At 37.9% G+C, this 17,362-nt stretch carries 12 protein-coding genes; 6 read left to right on the top strand and 6 right to left on the bottom strand.

All coding sequences use genetic code 11. The features are described 5' to 3' along the window. Positions 1-344: 344 nt before the first annotated feature. The 6 genes from DET49_RS03465 (at position 345) to DET49_RS03440 (ending at position 9,854) form a co-directional block, all read left to right on the top strand. Complete coding sequence (locus tag DET49_RS03465) at positions 345-3,377, top strand: SusC/RagA family TonB-linked outer membrane protein (protein ID WP_133546752.1); 3,033 nt, start codon at positions 345-347, stop codon at positions 3,375-3,377. 11 nt (positions 3,378-3,388) lie between these two features. Further along, positions 3,389-4,852, top strand: coding sequence for a RagB/SusD family nutrient uptake outer membrane protein (locus tag DET49_RS03460; protein ID WP_133546751.1), 1,464 nt, complete (start codon positions 3,389-3,391; stop codon positions 4,850-4,852). A 614-nt stretch (positions 4,853-5,466) separates the two neighbouring features. Further along, complete coding sequence (locus DET49_RS03455) at positions 5,467-5,673, top strand: hypothetical protein (protein WP_133546750.1); 207 nt, start codon at positions 5,467-5,469, stop codon at positions 5,671-5,673. 25 nt (positions 5,674-5,698) lie between these two features. Beyond that, complete coding sequence (locus DET49_RS03450) at positions 5,699-5,926, top strand: hypothetical protein (protein ID WP_133546749.1); 228 nt, start codon at positions 5,699-5,701, stop codon at positions 5,924-5,926. Between the two features lie 692 nt (positions 5,927-6,618). Continuing rightward, complete coding sequence (locus DET49_RS03445; RefSeq protein WP_133546748.1) at positions 6,619-8,775, top strand: family 43 glycosylhydrolase; 2,157 nt, start codon at positions 6,619-6,621, stop codon at positions 8,773-8,775. A 29-nt stretch (positions 8,776-8,804) separates the two neighbouring features. Beyond that, positions 8,805-9,854, top strand: a complete 1,050-nt coding sequence (locus DET49_RS03440; RefSeq protein WP_133546747.1) for a family 43 glycosylhydrolase — start codon at positions 8,805-8,807, stop codon at positions 9,852-9,854. 40 nt (positions 9,855-9,894) lie between these two features. On the opposite strand, the gene DET49_RS03435 is transcribed toward DET49_RS03440, so the two are convergent. The 6 genes from DET49_RS03435 to DET49_RS03410 all read right to left on the bottom strand — a co-directional run bounded on the left by DET49_RS03435 (position 9,895) and on the right by DET49_RS03410 (position 17,348). After that, a complete protein-coding gene (locus DET49_RS03435; protein WP_133546746.1) occupies positions 9,895-10,899 on the bottom strand; it encodes a glycoside hydrolase family 43 protein in 1,005 nt (334 codons plus the stop codon). 107 nt (positions 10,900-11,006) lie between these two features. Then, positions 11,007-11,810 (bottom strand): DUF1080 domain-containing protein, encoded by an 804-nt coding sequence (locus DET49_RS03430; protein ID WP_133546745.1) that lies wholly within the window; start codon positions 11,808-11,810, stop codon positions 11,007-11,009. A gap of 32 nt (positions 11,811-11,842) precedes the next feature. Next, complete coding sequence (locus tag DET49_RS03425) at positions 11,843-12,850, bottom strand: family 43 glycosylhydrolase (protein WP_133546744.1); 1,008 nt, start codon at positions 12,848-12,850, stop codon at positions 11,843-11,845. A gap of 5 nt (positions 12,851-12,855) precedes the next feature. After that, positions 12,856-14,037, bottom strand: coding sequence for a glycoside hydrolase family 88 protein (locus tag DET49_RS03420; RefSeq protein ID WP_133546743.1), 1,182 nt, complete (start codon positions 14,035-14,037; stop codon positions 12,856-12,858). A gap of 22 nt (positions 14,038-14,059) precedes the next feature. Beyond that, positions 14,060-15,238, bottom strand: a complete 1,179-nt coding sequence (locus tag DET49_RS03415) for a DUF2264 domain-containing protein (RefSeq protein WP_208109610.1) — start codon at positions 15,236-15,238, stop codon at positions 14,060-14,062. A gap of 256 nt (positions 15,239-15,494) precedes the next feature. Continuing rightward, entirely contained in the window at positions 15,495-17,348 is a 1,854-nt protein-coding gene (locus DET49_RS03410) for a glycoside hydrolase family 2 protein (RefSeq protein ID WP_166636535.1), read from the bottom strand. Between the last annotated feature and the right edge of the window lie 14 nt (positions 17,349-17,362).

Genomic DNA, 17,362 nt, shown 5'->3' with positions numbered 1-17,362 from the left:
GCTGTTTTAGTGTTAGTAAAGAGACCGTCAAGCTCTTTAAATATAACACTTTACGCCCAATTCTTCTTTATATCCCATGAATTTTTCGGGTTAATCGATTTAGTATCATAACAGGTTTCGTAATCAATAAGTGGTACTAATAATCCCAATAAATACAAGGGTTTATAATTTAACAATCTTTGATTTTGTTTTTTGAAGTTATATGGTATATTTGACCATAAGATTAAAATACTCATTCTTCGAAATCGATTTCGACCTTGATAATTTATTATTGTTCGGAACCTGTTTTTTGAATTTTTATGAATGAGAAAAGATCAAATATTCATTTCAAATCAAAATTATTTATGGGAATTAAAAATTCTAAGATCTTTTTCCTTCTACTATTTCTTTCCATTAGTTTAGGAGCTTTAGGACAAGAGGGAATTACTGTTAACGGAACAGTAAGCGATGCAAGCGGGCCATTGCCCGGAGTAAACATTTCGGTCAAAGGTACCAGTACAGGTACAACAACTGATTTTGATGGTAACTATACATTAAGGGGAGTTGATCCACAAGCAACTTTGGTATTTAGTTATGTAAGTTACAGTACAGAAGAGGTTCAGATTAACGGTAGAAATACTATCGATATGGTATTGGAGGCTGATGCCGAATCACTGGACGATGTGGTTGTAGTGGGATACAGTACACAAAGTAGGGCGGAAGTTACCGGTGCTATTTCTTCAATTAGTTCAGAGGAGATTGCAAGTGTACCAGTTGCAACCGCAGATCAGGCGCTACAAGGACGGGCTGCCGGGGTTAATGTGGTTAATAGTGGTGCTCCGGGAAGTGCTCCAGTAGTTAGAATCAGAGGGCTAGGGACGCCCAATAATAACGAACCATTATATGTTATTGACGGAGTTATCTCTGGTGGAATGGGGAATTTAAATCCTAATGATATTAAATCAATTCAAGTTTTAAAGGATGCTGCTACCACAGCGGTCTATGGTTCAAAGGGATCAAATGGGGTGGTTGTCATCACTACAAAAACAGGTAGTGCTACCGGAAAAGCCCAGTTAAATTTTGATTCATATTCGGGTGTAAATTTTGTTAGTAACAGGTATGATGTACTCAATGCAGATCAATATATACAGTATGCGCAGGAAATAGGACCCACACCACCTAGACTATCCGAAGATCAATATGCTGATTTTATAGATAATGATACAGACTGGCAGGATGCTATTTTTAGAACTGGAGTAATGCAGAGTTATAATCTAAGTCTTGCAGGTGGAAGCGAGAATAGCAATTTTAGATTTTCTGGAGGATATCTAGGGCAGGAAGGAGCTATTATCGAAACGAAATACGAAAGGTTTAATTTTAGGGCTAACAGTAATTTTACTTTTGGAAATTTAAAAATTGGAGAAACCCTGGGATTGTCTTTTGATTCTCAAAACCCTGAACGTACTAGTGGTGGTAGAACCATTATAGAGCACGCGATTAAATCAGCTCCTTATTTGCCAATTTATAATGCCGGAAATCCTGGCGGGTTCCAAGGACCCAGCAGTGCTTTAGATGGTCAGGATGCTGAAAACCCGGTGAGGGTACAAACCTTAGGGCAGGCTGAAAATCGATCTGTAAATATCATTGGAAGTCTGTATGCAGAATATAGTTTTTGGGACAAGCTGACATTTAAAACTCAGGTAGGTCTAGATTATAGTAATTATAAAAACACGATTTTTATTCCTTCTTTTAGTGATGATGAAACCAATACTAATTCTTTTGACTTTGCTCAAATAACAAAAAATACGGGTATTTATCAATCATTAACTTTTACAAATAGCCTTCGTTACAAGGATACCTTTAACGATGTACATAATCTTGAATTTCTTTTGCTTTCAGAGCAACAAGGGATTAAAAACGAGAATATTAATGCCTATAGCCAAAACCCAATTTCTAATGAAGTAAATCAACTTTCATTAGTAGGGGCTAATTTGGGATCAGCATCTGCAGAGTATAATAGAATTGGATACTTGGGTCAGGTTAACTATAATTTTGATCGTAAGTATTTATTCTCGGCTTCTCTTAGAAGAGATGCCTCATCCAGGTTTGGTGAAAATAATAGATGGGGATGGTTCCCTTCACTTTCGGCCGGATGGAATATAGCCAAGGAATCTTTTATGGAAGATACGGCCTTCAGTAATTTTAAACTTCGTGGGAGCTGGGGAGTCACAGGTAATGATAATATAGGAAACTATAGATACAGCTCCACATTGGTTACAAACTTTATATACCCTATTGCTGGGGCACCAGCAACAGGAACTACTGCCAGTGGTTTAGCAAATCCGAATTTAAAATGGGAGGAAACAACAATGCGAAATATTGGTGTAGATCTTGGATTATTGGACAATCAATTTACCGCATCACTAGAATACTATAAAAATACGAGTGATGACCTTTTGATAAACAGGCCTTTAGCGCTTTCTTCAGGATTTAATGACCCATATATTACTCAAAATATAGGTTCTGTGGAAACTAATGGTTTTGAGGTAAGCCTTGGATACAACGATTATGAAGGAGAATTCACCTGGTCAGCTAATTTTAATTTAGGTTCAAGTACAAATGAAGTACAATCTTTGGGAGGTGTGGACTTTATAGAAGGAGGAAGCTTTGAGAATGAAAATATTTCCAGAATTTCAGTAGGTGAGCCATTATTTTACTTCTATGGACTGGAGACCAATGGGATATACCAAACCCAGGAAGAAGTGGATGAAGTCTTAACAGCCAATCCGGAACAAACTACAGTGCAACCTGGGGATATCAGGTTTGTAGATAGAAACGGGGATGGAATGATAAGTTCTGCGGATAAAACAAAAATAGGAAATCCATATCCGGACTTTACTTATGGTTTAAACCTAAGTGCCAATTATAAGGATTTTGATTTCTCTTTATTCATAAATGGTTCTCAAGGGAATGACATTTACAATACCAATATTTATGATCTACAGGGAATGACACGGTTATTTAATGCCGGCACAGACGTATTGGATCGATGGACTGGTCCTGGGACTTCAAATTATATTCCCAGAGCAATTGGGGCAACCCAAAATACAGCAGCATCTGACAGGTTTGTGGAAGACGGTTCATTTACAAGACTAAGAAACTTAGTAGTAGGATATACTTTTCCTAAAAATATGTTCAATGATTACCTCTCTAAGTTTAGAATATATTTAAGTGGTCAGAATTTGGTAACCATCACCGATTATTCTGGTCTTGATCCCGAAATTGGAGTGCCAGCTTTAAGCGGTAATGAGGATACTCAGAGATTTGAGGTAGGAATTGATAGAGGGAATTACCCGCAACCACAGTCCGTACTTGTGGGATTACAATTAGCATTTTAAAAGAAAAACTTATGATAAGAAAAAAAATATATATCGTTTTATTAATGAGCTTTGCTTTGCTGAGCTCTTGTGAAGACGACTTGGAGCTTACAAATCCAACGGAGTTGTCTCCAGAAACCTTTTTTGAAAATGAAGCGCAACTTCGTTCTTCGGTAAATGCCGTATATGCCAACCTTCAAACAATTGGTACCTATAGCCGAAATTTATTCTATATGTTTGATAATATGGCTCATGAAAACCTGGGCAATCCCCAATTGGAGGCAGACAAACGAATCTTTTTGAACTTCTCCTTTGATGCTAGTTCAAGTTTAATAACCAATTACTGGGATAGTTTCTATAGAGGAATAAACAAAGCGAACTTCGTAATTGGAAATCAGGAGAAGATTAGTGAAATACCAACTTCAGTTGTTTCTCAGGAAATGAAAGATAAGTACGTAGGGGAAGCAAAATTTTTACGAGCTCTGTATTATTTTCATCTGGTAACCAGATTTGGAGATGTACCATTGATAACCGAAATTCCTGAAGATGGAGACGGTTTCCCAAGAGCCCCTGCAGAAGATGTTTATGCGCAAATAATCCAGGATTTAGAAGATGCTTCCACTGTTCTTTTACCAAAGGCGACCGAACAAGCAGGTCGTGCAACCCGTGGTGCTGCTTATGCCTTGCTAGGTAAAGTTCACTTATACAGAGAAAATTATGAAGAAGCATTAAATGCTTTTGAAAACATCTACGGCTTGTATTCTTTGGAAGATGATTATTTCGATAATTTTAAAGAAGAGACTGAACATGGTCCTGAATCGATATTTGAAGTATCATTTGATGATGATATGGGAAATAGTGAATTTTGGTGGTCCAGCGTAACCGGAGCCGGGCCTAATGAGGTATCTCTGCGTGGACAGGATTACGGAATGTTTGATTGGTTTAATGTATATCCATCAGATGATTTGAGAAATGAATTTGAAGATGGAGATCCACGGTATGAAAAATCCTTTTATGAAGTGGGGGATGAATATGCAGGTGGCCTAATAGAAGAAATTAGTCTGGACCGTCCTGCAGGATGGAGAAAATATCAGAACTATTACAAAGAACCCAATGAGGATCTTACCTCTGGTATTAATATGAGAATTATAAGATATGCAGATGTGCTTTTAATGATGGCCGAAGCTGCTAACCAGCTGGGAGATCAGAATGCTGCAATTGGCTATATTAATGAAGTAAGAGATCGGGTAGATATGCCTTTACTTGAAACAGGAATGGCAAAGGAAGAAGTATTTGAAGCTATTGTTCACGAGCGAAAGGTAGAATTAGCTGGAGAACAAGTGCGTTTTCCAGACCTCGTACGGTGGGGTAGAGCTGCAGAGTTCTTAGCTCCTTTTGGATTTCAAGAAGGTATCCACGAAGTATTTCCTATTCCGGAAACCGAAATTAGCTCAAACAATAATATCGGGCCAGAAGATCAAAATCCTGGTTACTAATAAGAGAATTAAAATATCATTGTTTATTAAAAGCCTTTCCGTACCGGGAAGGTTTTTTTTATTGTGGGTCTTAAAGAAAAATTCCTGATTCCTCATTATTTAAGGGCAATTCGTTAGCAGGGTTTTGATGAATTCTTTTTGGAATTTCTATCAGATAATATTTTGATGGTTTTCTCTCAGCGAAAGGATATTTGTTACTTTAAAATGGAAAATATACTGATTAGGAATTGCTGAAGCTTTTCAGTAGGATATAGCGATTCCAGCAATGAAAAATTGAACTATAACTTGAGTTTCCAAAAAAGAGTTTTAATTTAAAAAAAGGTCTATGACAATTCAGTGTTAGCAGCTTCTCTGAATTCTGGAATATTTGGGGTGAGCGAGTTGGCCTGGGCTGTCAGTTTTGGCGTTTTTTACAATTTATTAATTTATTTTGATATTTTTCTCTCTTTACAATACCGGCGACTTTACAAGCAATACTATTCCATCAATAGCATTGCTTGTAAAGTCGCCGGTCTATTTACAATAGAAAGTGAGACTTTGGGTGATATCCGACATGTGTTTGTTTCTAATGTCAAAGACAAAGGAACTTCAAACTGATTGAATATAAATCCGCTATGACTAGGGGAGGTACCTTGGAGGAAATATACTTGCAGGATATTGAAATGGATAGTGTTAAAACTTTTATAGAAGTTTCCATGATCTGGAATCCAAGCTACAGCTATACGAAATCTCCTAAGGAATATGATATAGATTCTGTTCCATCGATGGCGAATTCTTCTAAAGAAATTAGAACCCAGGTCGAAAGGAATCCCCACTTTTAAGAACATTTATCTTTCAGATATAAAGGTGAAAGGAGCGGAAAGAGCAATAAATGTCAATGGATTGGAAGAATCCTATATTAATAATTTTTTTCTAAACAGTGTAAGTATTGAGGCTGAAACAGCTGGTCAGATTTCATATAGTCGAAATTGGAATCTCGAAGATGTAACAATTAAAACCTTAGATAATTCACGTGTAGAACTCCACCATACCTCAGGGATAGAATTTCCAGATGAGGTATATGTAAACCCGTAGGTTTAATATTTTGAAATTTTTATCTTTTAGAAGCTACCTGAATTCTTTCGTTTTTCTAGCCTCTGTAAATAATATCTGGGCGCAAAAACAAATGTAGAAATTTAGATCGGTGAGTGGTGGCTATATTACGAGCATTTAGAATTTTAAGGGTGCTGTGGCCAATGAGTTAAGCTTCTCAATGCCGTGTATTTTTCCAACTTTTTGGCGATCTAGCAACAGAAATTTTGAAAGTCTTGTAATTCTTAATCCGTCATATTCTATTTCCTGCGCTTATATAATATAGTGGATTTTTTTTATCATTATAGTAAAGAGTTCGATGATAGCAAAACTTATCTTTTTATAAAGAAGGAATTTTGTGACTCTGAAAATAGTTGATATGAACTATTCCTTGGATTTACTAGATCTTGGGGGCAATTATCTTAGAACAAAATTTTGAATAAAATAGAAGTATGATATTCCCTGTTTTAATAAAATGATACTATTCTTTATTATATGTATGATTCGTATCAATGTTTTCATAAAGTAAAGCTGTGAGAAAATTTAAAGAGATGGGGTGCTCCTAAAATTAATTAAAGTGAACTTAATATGGGAAGATTTTAGCCCTAGTACGACTACGAATAAAAAAAATTAAATGTAAATTATACAATTAAAAATAAATCTTTAAATTGGACAAAATTTATAATTTAATTAAGATGCAAAATAATAATTGGTTTAAATTAAAAAGGTTAGGATTCTTCAGTTTGGTTTTTATGATGTTCTCCTGCGCTTCTTCGGAGCCTGAAAAAGAATTTTCCAATTATTTATTCGCTTATTTTACCGGAAATGGACCTGGAGAAGAGGCGGTTCATTATGCATTAAGTCCTGATGGCTATAATTTTTATGCCCTCAATAATAATGAGCCTATTTTGAAGTCAGAGGCTATAAGTACTTCTGGTGGAGTTCGGGATCCTCATATATTGCGTGGAGAAGATGGAAGTTTTTATATGGTTTTAACAGATTTGTATGTTCCTGAAATGGGATGGAACAATACGGCGATGGTTCTGCTTAAATCAAAGGATCTGGTGAAATGGGAATCTACCGTTATTGATATTCCGAGCACATTTCCCGAGAATTTTGCTGATGTAAACCGAGTTTGGGCTCCGCAAGTTATCTATGATGATCAAAAAGATAAATATCTGGTTTACTTTTCGATGCTTCAACCAGGAAGCTATGACAAAATATATTATGCCTACGCCAATGAAGATTTTACGGCTTTTGAAGCAGCCCCTGAACAATTATTTTATAATCCAAATAAAATGGCTTCCATAGATGGTGATATTATAAAAAAGGATGGGAAATTCCATCTGTTTTATAAAACTGAAGGGGAGGAGGATAAAGGGATAAAAGTGGCCGTTTCTGATAGTCTTACCTCGGGTTATGAACCTTTAGCAGGTTATGTAGATCAAACGGACGAAGCCGTTGAAGGATCTGGTGTTTTTAAGCTGGTTGGTTCTGATAAATATATACTGATGTACGACGTATATATGGAGGGTTCTTATCAATTCACGGAAAGTACCGATCTTAAGAATTTTGAAGTAGTAGATCAACAAATATCTATGAACTTTCATCCACGTCATGGCTCCGTAATTCCAATTACCAAGGAAGAAACGCAGCGACTTTTGGATGCTTTTCCTTCTGATGATCTTCCTGGAATTCTATCTGCGAATGCGCAAGAAATAAAGTCGAATAATATAGTGAAAGATGAAGAACAAAAAATTTATCTCCCGGTCAAAGAGGGCACAGATCTAACAGCTTTTAATCCTGACTTCGAACTGTTTCCTGGGAGTACAATTCTTCCTAAAGGACCTCAGAACTTTCAAGAGGGGCCCGTAAAATATACAGTAACACTCCCTGAGGGAAAAGAAAAAATTTATTCTGTAAATGTAGAGCTTGCTAATAATCCTGTGCTTGAAGGGTATTACGCCGATCCTGAAATCCTCTATTCAAACAAAACGGGCAAGTATTATCTATATCCTACTAGTGATGGATTTACTGGCTGGTCCGGGACTTATTTTAAAACATTTTCATCTGAGGATCTCGTAAACTGGAAGGATGAAGGAGTGATCCTGGATCTGGAAAAAGATGTAAGCTGGACCAGCAGAAATGCCTGGGCACCTACGATTGCTGAAAAAGAAATAAATGGAGTGTATAAATACTTCTATTATTTTACCGCAGCCCAAAAGATTGGAGTAGCTGTTTCTGATCATCCAACCGGCCCATTTGAGGACTCGGGAAAGCCCTTAATTGATTTTAAACCAGAAGGAGTGGAGGGCGGTCAGGAAATTGATCCTGATGTTTTTACCGACCCTCAGACCGGAAAAAGTTACCTTTACTGGGGGAACGGTTATATGGCTGTAGCCGAACTCAATGAAGATATGATCTCTCTGAAAGAAGGAAGCATTAAGGTAATGACTCCTGATGCAACTTTTAGGGAAGGGGTCGAAGTATTTTTCAGGAATGGTACTTATTACTTTTTGTGGTCTGAAAATGATACCAGGAGCCCTAATTACAGGGTGAGGTATGCCACAGCAGCATCACCCCTGGGGCCACTGAATATCCCGGAAGATAATTTGGTAATTCAAAAAGATGAGGCACAGGAGATATACGCTACCGGGCATAATTCGGTACTGAATATCCCAAGAACTGATGATTGGTACATTATCTATCATCGGTTTACCCGTCCAAAAGGGAAAGCAATGGGTGAAGCTGCCGGGTTTCACAGGGAAGTGAGCATTGATAAACTCAAATTTGGTGATAATGGAGAAATTATACAGGTCCAGCCTAGCCTGAAGGGCATTGACCCAATTTAATATTCAAGATTTAAAACGCTAATAGATTGATGATAAATAAAATTTTAAAACTTTTTTTTGGATTGACGATGATTTTCTTAGGGTTCAACCTTAGTGCCCAGGAAATTAAAGAGATTGAATTTGATAATCCGATAGCCGTGCAGAGAGCTGATCCCTTTGTCACCAAGGCTGATGATGGAAATTATTATTTTATTGCTACAGTACCACAATATGACCGTATCGAGATTCGTAAAGCAAAGACCATTAATGGGATAAAAGAAGCGACACCAGTGGTGATATGGCGTAAACATGAGAAGGGACCCATGGGGAATCATATTTGGGCTCCTGAACTGCATCGGATAGATGGGAAATGGTATGTTTATTTTGCAGCAGGTTCAGCCGAAGAAAAATGGAATATAAGAATGTATGCCTTATCTAATTCTTCAGAAGATCCTACTAAAGGAGAATGGAAAGAAGAAGGACAGATTGTTAGTAATAGAGATGACTTTTCTTTGGATGCAACTACCTTTGAGCTTGATGGCCAGCGCTATATGATCTGGACAGATAGAGCTTCAGATACGATTATAAACACGGGTCTTTATATTGCTGAAATGACTAGTCCTACAAGCCTTGCTGATAAGCAGGTTGTAATTTCACAGCCTATCTATGAATGGGAAATACAGGGCCACAGGGTAAATGAGGGACCTGCTGTACTTATTCGTAACGGAAAAGTATTTGTAACATTCTCGGCTAGCGCCACCGATTCCAATTATGCAATAGGTTTACTTTGGGCGGATAAAGAAGCCGATCTTCTCGATCCTGATTCATGGAATAAATTACCTGAACCTGTATTTTATAGCAATCCGGAACTAGATCGTTATGGACCAGGCCATAATAGTTTTACCAAGACAGACGATGGCCAAACAGACGTCATGATATATCACGCCCGGGATTATAAGAATATTGAAGGAGAACCTCTATACGATCCCAATCGTCATACGCGTGCCAGAGTACTTAAATGGACTGAAAACGGAATGCCTTATTTTGGACAGGAAAAGGGCGACAATGAAATGACCTCTACAACCCCAGATGGAAGTTAAAAAAAATTCGATAATTAAATAGCGGCTAAACTGTTAACCTTTAATAGAAAGCTTTTCCTACAATAATTTTATCTCCAGAATCATCGACCTCCAATAGTTGTGGGATACGAATAAAATTTCCATTTTCATCTGCTCGATGACTGTGAAGTGACATTAGAAGCTTTCCATTAAAGGTACGGAAAAGCATTCCGTGCCCATAATTGGGTGGTGTAATCGGGTCTTCTTCTTGTATCCAGGGGCCGTCAAGGGTGCCACTTTTCGAATAAGCCACACCCTGAACGTAATTATCGAATACCCAGCTTGTCCATAACATTCCAAGTTTTCCGGTTTGTGTCCGAAATAACCAGGGTCCATCAGTTACCTTATTTGGAACAATCTCACCAGTTTCACTATACTCTTTGCTCCATGGGGAATCGCTAGCCTTAAAAAGAATTTTTCCTTTTCCCACAGAGCCGCTTAAATCTGGTTTTAATTCTATTTTTTCCATAGTTCCATTCAGATTTTGTAACCATTCATGACAATAAATCATATAAGGTGTACCTTGCTTATTTACCCACAAAGTTCCGTCTAATGTAGGTTTGTCCGGAGGCAGATATGTAGGGTCTTCCATGGGGACATAAGGACCCTCAGGCCTGTCACTAACAAGCACATGGCTCGCCCGCCTTTCGATAACATTTCCATTAACCGTATCTATTTTTTTGTTTCTGTTCGTAAAGGTGGCAAAATAATAATAGTTGTCTTTGTACTTGTGTATTTCTGCGGCCCATATCATAGGATTTTTTCCCATCCATGAATCAGGGTCATGCTGTACGATGTCAAAGGGTCCAGTCCAGTACTTCAAATCTTTACTTTTCCATAGCTTTCCTCCGGTACCCGTCATATAATAAGTTGAGAAGTTTTCATCTGCCAGGATAAAAGGATCACTTAGCCGAATCGAATCCAACGGAGTATTGCTTTGTATGTCATTTTTATCTTCCTGGGAGTGACCCGAGCAAATGACGGATATAACCAAAACCAGTGCTAAAATGCATTTGTTTTTAATCATTGTAATTTTAGTTTAAAACATTAAATTTTTACAATTCACTTATTTAACCAATCTTTTAAATTTGTTTGGAGCGGAAGGTATTTGCTTGAAGTAAAATAAAAGATGGGCTAATCCAGATTTTTTATCATAATATCACTAAACTCCACGCCCTGACCTTCGGCCTGTAGGCCTATATAACCACTGGTTAATGGTTTTCCATCAATTTTTATTTTAGGGTCGTATCCATTTGCGACTCCTCCACCAATTTGTGGTTTGGTATATTCCAGCACTTTCTTTCCGTTAATTTTATGGATCACCAGGGAATCGCTGTAAACGATTAACTCAGCATTCACCCACTGATTCCAGTTATAGGTTTTAGAGGATGAGTTTATACAGTGCCTTGGGTCCATTTCACTTTGATAGTACACTTCTGTGCCGGGCGAGCACATATTTCCCGTAGGCCTGGCTTCGTTCTCATCTTTCTGGGCGAGCATTTGGAATTCCACCGAAATTGGCCAATCCTGATCTTTTAGAATAGTTTCCGGAGGCTGGGAATGGAACATTACACCACTATTGCGATAAGTATATGAAGGAGCATCTTCCATCCACTGCGGGGTAAAACGGTATTTAAATTTTAGATGATAGGAGGAAAAAGGTTCTTTGTAGAATAGATGGGCGTAACGTTCGTTGAATTCAGTATAATCATCATAATTCACCTGAATTACACTATCTACTACCCGAAAGGTTTTGGCATAATTATCTCCAGTTTCGTGTCCATGGACTTTTACAGTCCAGTTCTCCAGGTTTTTCCCGTTAAAAAGACTTATCCATTCCCGCGGCTCGTTTGAATCTTCTTTCTTTTCTTTGATAAGCTTACAGGATGATAGGCTTAGGGAAAGACTAAGCAGAAGAAGTGAAATTTTGGATTTCAAAACTAAATGGTTTTTGTTATTATCATTTCAAATTACTCAATAAAAGTTTTTATACCTCTAAAATTGATATCTTTTATCTGGCCCTCTTTAGTGAAATTTAAACTATCTATTCGCAGTTGTCGTAGCACGTAATCTTTTTCCTGGGGAAATATCTGGTGATATAAAATGTAATACTGTTGATTTTCTTTGAATGCCGAATGATGACCTGGCCCATAGATTCCTTTTTCAGCATTGCTTGTTGCGATGGGACTGTTGCTTCCTTCTTCAAATGGTCCGAAGGGATTGTCACCAACGGCGTACCTAATCTTATAAGTAGAATCTATAGCCTTACCGTCGGAATACATCAGGTAATATTTATTTTCTTTTTTGATCATATATGGAGCTTCAAAATAATTAGGTGGAGTAATGTTTTTAATTTCTCCCTCAAAACTAACCATATCGTCTTTCAGCTTTACCCCATAACAACGGCCATTTTCCCAATTCCACCCGGAACCCCAATATAAATAGGCCTGGCCGTCACTGTCTATAAAACAATGCGCGTCTATCATATGGTAATCTGGATAAAGTGTACTTTTTATCAGGGGACTCCCGTCCTTCTTCGCATTTTTCCAAGGTCCGAGAGGTTTTTCACTTACTCCGACCCAAATTTCACTTCCAACGGATATATACATGTAATACTTTCCATTTTTAGCCCGAGTTACTCCGGGTGCCCAAACCATTGCTTCTTTGGAAGTAGGAGAGGTACAGGCTTCTTTTGTAGGCCAGTTGAGCTTATGCGTTTTGAAATTTTTAAAATCCCGGGTTTCCAGCACGGCTAGTTTGTTTCCCCCCCATGGATCAATAGTCGCGTAGATATAATAAGTATCGTCTTCTTTTATAATAGAGGGGTCTGCGTAATATCCATCGTGTATAGGATTTTTAATAATGCTGGTCTCCTTGTTTTCATAGGATTCCGTTTTAGAATCTGATTTTTCCTTATTTTTTTTACAAGCTAGAAGACAAAGAAATACAATAAGTAATGAGGTGATCTTAACTTTCATGGTATTTAATATTTATTAATAAACCTATACATCTCTGATGCTGCCAAAAGAAAGGCACCAACCCCAAAATCGGAAGTCGAATTTTTATCGACTATCTGACCTGGTATTGCTTTTTCCCCAATGGGCTGTACATACCCCACAGCACCATTTTCCTGGAGAGCCACCTGTGTCAAATAATTCCAGGAATTTTCAACTACCGGGAGGTACTTTTCTTTATTCAGAATACCGTTGTTGATCCCCCATAGAAACCCATAAGTAAAAAAGGCTGTTCCACTAGTTTCCGGTCCGGGGGCGTGTTCGGGATCAAGGATGCTCCGGGTCCAGTATCCCTCTTCCTGTTGGGCAGCAGCAAGAGCTTCAGCCATTTTTTTAAAACGATCTACGTAAAATTCTCTATGCTGCGCGTTTGATGGTAGGTCCTGTAGTACTTTTGCCAATCCGGCAAAAACCCATCCGTCTCCACGTGCCCAAAAGTCTTTCTTTTCATTTATGGTCTTATGCTTGGGGTATATATATTTCGCATCCCGATAATAAAGCTGGGCATCTTCGTCATACATAATACCATTGGCATATTGAAAATATTCATATAACTTGTCCAGATATTGCTCATTACCTGTTACCTTATATAATTTTGTCATTACAGGCATCACCATATAAAGCCCGTCGGCCCACCACCAGTAATCATTCTCCGGAGTGCTCATCTGGTATTCCATTACTTCTTTGGCCCGGGCTATTCTTGAGGGATCTTTTTGTCCTTCCAGATTATATAAATCGATATAGGTTTGGAAAGCTATTTGCCAGTCTCCAAAAAGCACATGCTCATCGGTTTCTCCATAATCATATTTCCATTCCGATTTATCCTGGGAATTAGCACCCATCCACTGATTTTGTTGCGCCCATTTTTTGGAATACTTCAGATATTCCTCTTCTCCCGTTACTTTAAAGGCTTCAATATTACCGGTATGATAGGCAGCGTTATGCCAAAAAGCCCAACCTGGGTCAGGATGATTCTCCTGCCAATGGCGATTTACTTTGTTGATAATATTCACCACTTCATCCTTGGAATCTGGAAGCTCCGGGTATTTATTGGTGATTTCATTAATAGAATTTGAAGAACCGCAGGAGACCAAAAAGCCAGTAAGTAGTAAGATACTTAATCTCTTAAACGATTTATTAATGCTTTTCATAATTAAATCTTTATGTTATTAATTAATGGGCATGATCTATCGGAATAGGATTCCCACTCCATATTTTTTTTTGAGTCCAAGGTGCAGGCGGATTAGCCCAGAATGGCGTGTCAGGTTTCAGCCCCAAAACAAGAAATGCTTCCGAACAAAGATAAAGGCTACCTGTAGAAATATAACCTTCTCCTATATTTGGTTGGTGGCCATAAAATCCTATTTGTAACCATCCGTCTTGGTCAAAAGTTCCTTCTGCCTCCAATTGGTTTTTAATCACTGTATACAAAGCGGAACGTACCTGAGCAGGTTCAATTTCCTCTGGAAGTTCTTGCCAAAGTGCAATTTGAGAGAGTAACTGAAAGGCACCAAACCTATATGCCAGCGATCTTCCAATAGGGGGGTAGGTTCCTTCGGGAGAAATAAGTCTCTCTTGAATTTCAGCATATCTTTTTGCTCTTCCCAGCACCACTTTAAAATCTCTTTTTTTATCAATACCAGCTTCGGTCATGGTTTTGAGAATATCCAGCATCATGGGTTGGATCACAAAACTATTGTAGTAATCCCAGTGGAAATTTGGCCCATCGCCATATATGCCATCTCCCAGATACCATTCCATGTGTTTGTTGAGGGACATTTCCAGACGAAACATATCAGCACCGGTATCAAATTTCAGGATAGCAGCCTCTACCATTGCTGAAAATAGTAACCAATTGCTGTAGTAGGGTTTAATCTGTCGGGTTGATTTTAATGCTTTTATCACATTCTCTTTAGTGGTTTTAGAAAGCGGTTCCCAGAGTTGATTTGGAGCTCTCAGTAAAGCCTGTGCAAGAAAAGCGGCATCCACCAAAGGCTGCCTATCTTGTGTGAAATTCATGAAGTCAGCAGATTCCGGATCCGTTGCATTATGAATTCCTTTTCTGGCCAGGACGATATATTTTTCCCTTAATTTTCCTTCAGAGGTATCGTCTGGTCCTAATTCCAGCCAAGGGGCCATCCCTGAAAGTAACCGGCCGAAGGCTTCCAGGTAGGTGACATGGGTGCGATCATCCCAGGCGTCTGGAGATTTTTCCACGGGCATTTTTTCCCTCAGTGCGCTTTGACTTAAAGCTTGAAGTACAGGATTGGCTATTTTTAAAAGGGAAGACACGTAATATTTTCTTACTTCTTCAGGATTTCTTTTCTTCAGTGCATTATCTTGAGCTTTCATCGGTATTGATAAAATAAGAAAAAACAAAAACAAGCAAGTTTTCTTTAAAAGTTTAGGTTTCATAAAATATAAATTTAACTATTACAGATGTCATTCTTTATACCAGGGATAGTCATATCCTACTTATGGATTAGAAATCAGGTTTTGGAAATATCACCCCCTGTTTGTGACTATAGCGAGCTTTAAAAAGCAGGCTTTTTACTTAAAAATTTCAGCTTAATATTTAGCTCGTTAGATTAGGTTTTGTTTATAATATTCAGTCATATTTTTTCTTCATTTTTTTATAATATTCCTGCAGGACGTAGAATGCTTCCTTTTTGTTACCATTATTATCAATTAGACCTTTACGGTTCCAGCCTTCCTGATATACTGGATGGTTTCTTCTCGGAGACCTAAAATCCACAAGGATCCATGGAGACATACCGGTGTAATTATCAGGCATACCTTCCATCATATCTATGGTTTCTTCAAAATACCATGCTTGAAATTCTTCCGTCCATCGCTGCTCTTTTTTACCATGAAAACCTCCTTTTGCGCCCGCACCGGTTTCACTAAAGAACAATGGTTTATTATAAGCTAATGCCCAATTAGAATTTTCTTTAGCATGAGGCAGATCCCCATACCAACCCAAGTATTCATTTACAGAAACAATATCAGTGTATTCACCCAAAGGATCGTCAACATAGTTTTTATTACGGTTATAGCCTACCTCTAAAGCGGCGGAAACTAAACGGGAATTGTCCGTCGATTTGGCGGATTTAATTAGATTCCTCATAAATTTTGTACGTACTTCACTCACCGGCGTTTCATTTCCGACAGACCAAATAATTACAGATGCTTTATTTCGGTCTCTTATGATCATTTCTTTAAGTTGTTTTTTAGCTTTTTTATACACCTCCGGGTTCTCAAAATCTATGGTCCAGTAAACAGGAATTTCCGACCAAACTAACATGCCAATGGAATCTGCCAATTTGGTCATATGTTCATTATGCGGGTAATGAGCAAGTCTAACCATATTCGCATTTAAATCTTTAGCCCATCCCAAAAGCTGTTGGGCATCTGCTCTATTTTTTGCTCTTCTTACTTCTAGTGGAATTTCCTCATGAATGCTGATCCCACGTAGAAAAAGCTTTTCGCCATTTAAGAGGATATCCTTGCCTGAGGTTTCAATTTTCCGGAATCCGATTTTATCTCTTAGTTTCTCACCTTTCAATTTAAAAACAACTTCATAAAGTTTAGGGTTTTCAGGAGACCATAACTCTATATTTTTAGCCTTTAGATTAAAGTGGAGACTATCTCCTTTAATGGGAAATTTTTTACTGACATTGAGTTCGGGAATTTCCAAAACTACTTCGGAAGAATTTAACGGTTTATTTAAAATGATACTACCTTCCAGGCTAAACATTTTTTTTTCTTTTGCAGCTATTATATCCTGTTTTTGTTCCAATTGAAGGGAATATTGCCTAATAAATGCATCCGGAAGGATAAGTAGTTTTACATCTCTTGTAATTCCACCAAAATTCCACCAGTCGGTATTTACTGTTGGGATTTCGTCAGCGTGTCTTTTATTATCTACTTTGACCACCAGGAAATTATCTTTTTCCTGTAAAAGGTCCGAAGGGATTTTAAAATTGAAAGGAGTAAAGCCTCCTTTATGCCTCCCCAATTTCTTTCCATTCAGGTAAATATGGGCTTCATAGTTGGCTGCTCCAAAGTAGAGATAGACGGTTTCATCTTTTTCTACCCGGGGAGCATCAAATTCCCGCTGGTACCAAACGGTACCTTCATAATATTTGAATATATCATCCTGGGAATTCCAGTCCCCGGGTACCTGGATCGTGTAAGGATCAGCATAGCCATGTTCTTTTCTATCTGATATTTTTTTTACAATAGGTCTGTTCCAGTATGCTTCCGGATCATCTTCATTTCTTTCTTTCCAGCGATAATTGAAAAAGCCAGTTTCATATGGATCCACTATATAATGCCAGGTGCCATTAAGAGAAATACCTTTCCTATTATCGGTATTGATTATAAGATTTTCCTGGGCATTTAAAATCCAAGAAAAACATATTAGAATGCTGAAAAGTAAATATTCAAACTTAGGATTCACTATTTCTGAATTTT

This window comes from Salegentibacter sp. 24 (genome assembly GCF_004362395.1).
In the GTDB taxonomy this organism is placed as follows: Bacteria; Bacteroidota; Bacteroidia; order Flavobacteriales; family Flavobacteriaceae; genus Salegentibacter.
Note: the sequence above shows the minus strand (reverse complement) of the source record. Positions and strands in the feature narration are given on the sequence as shown.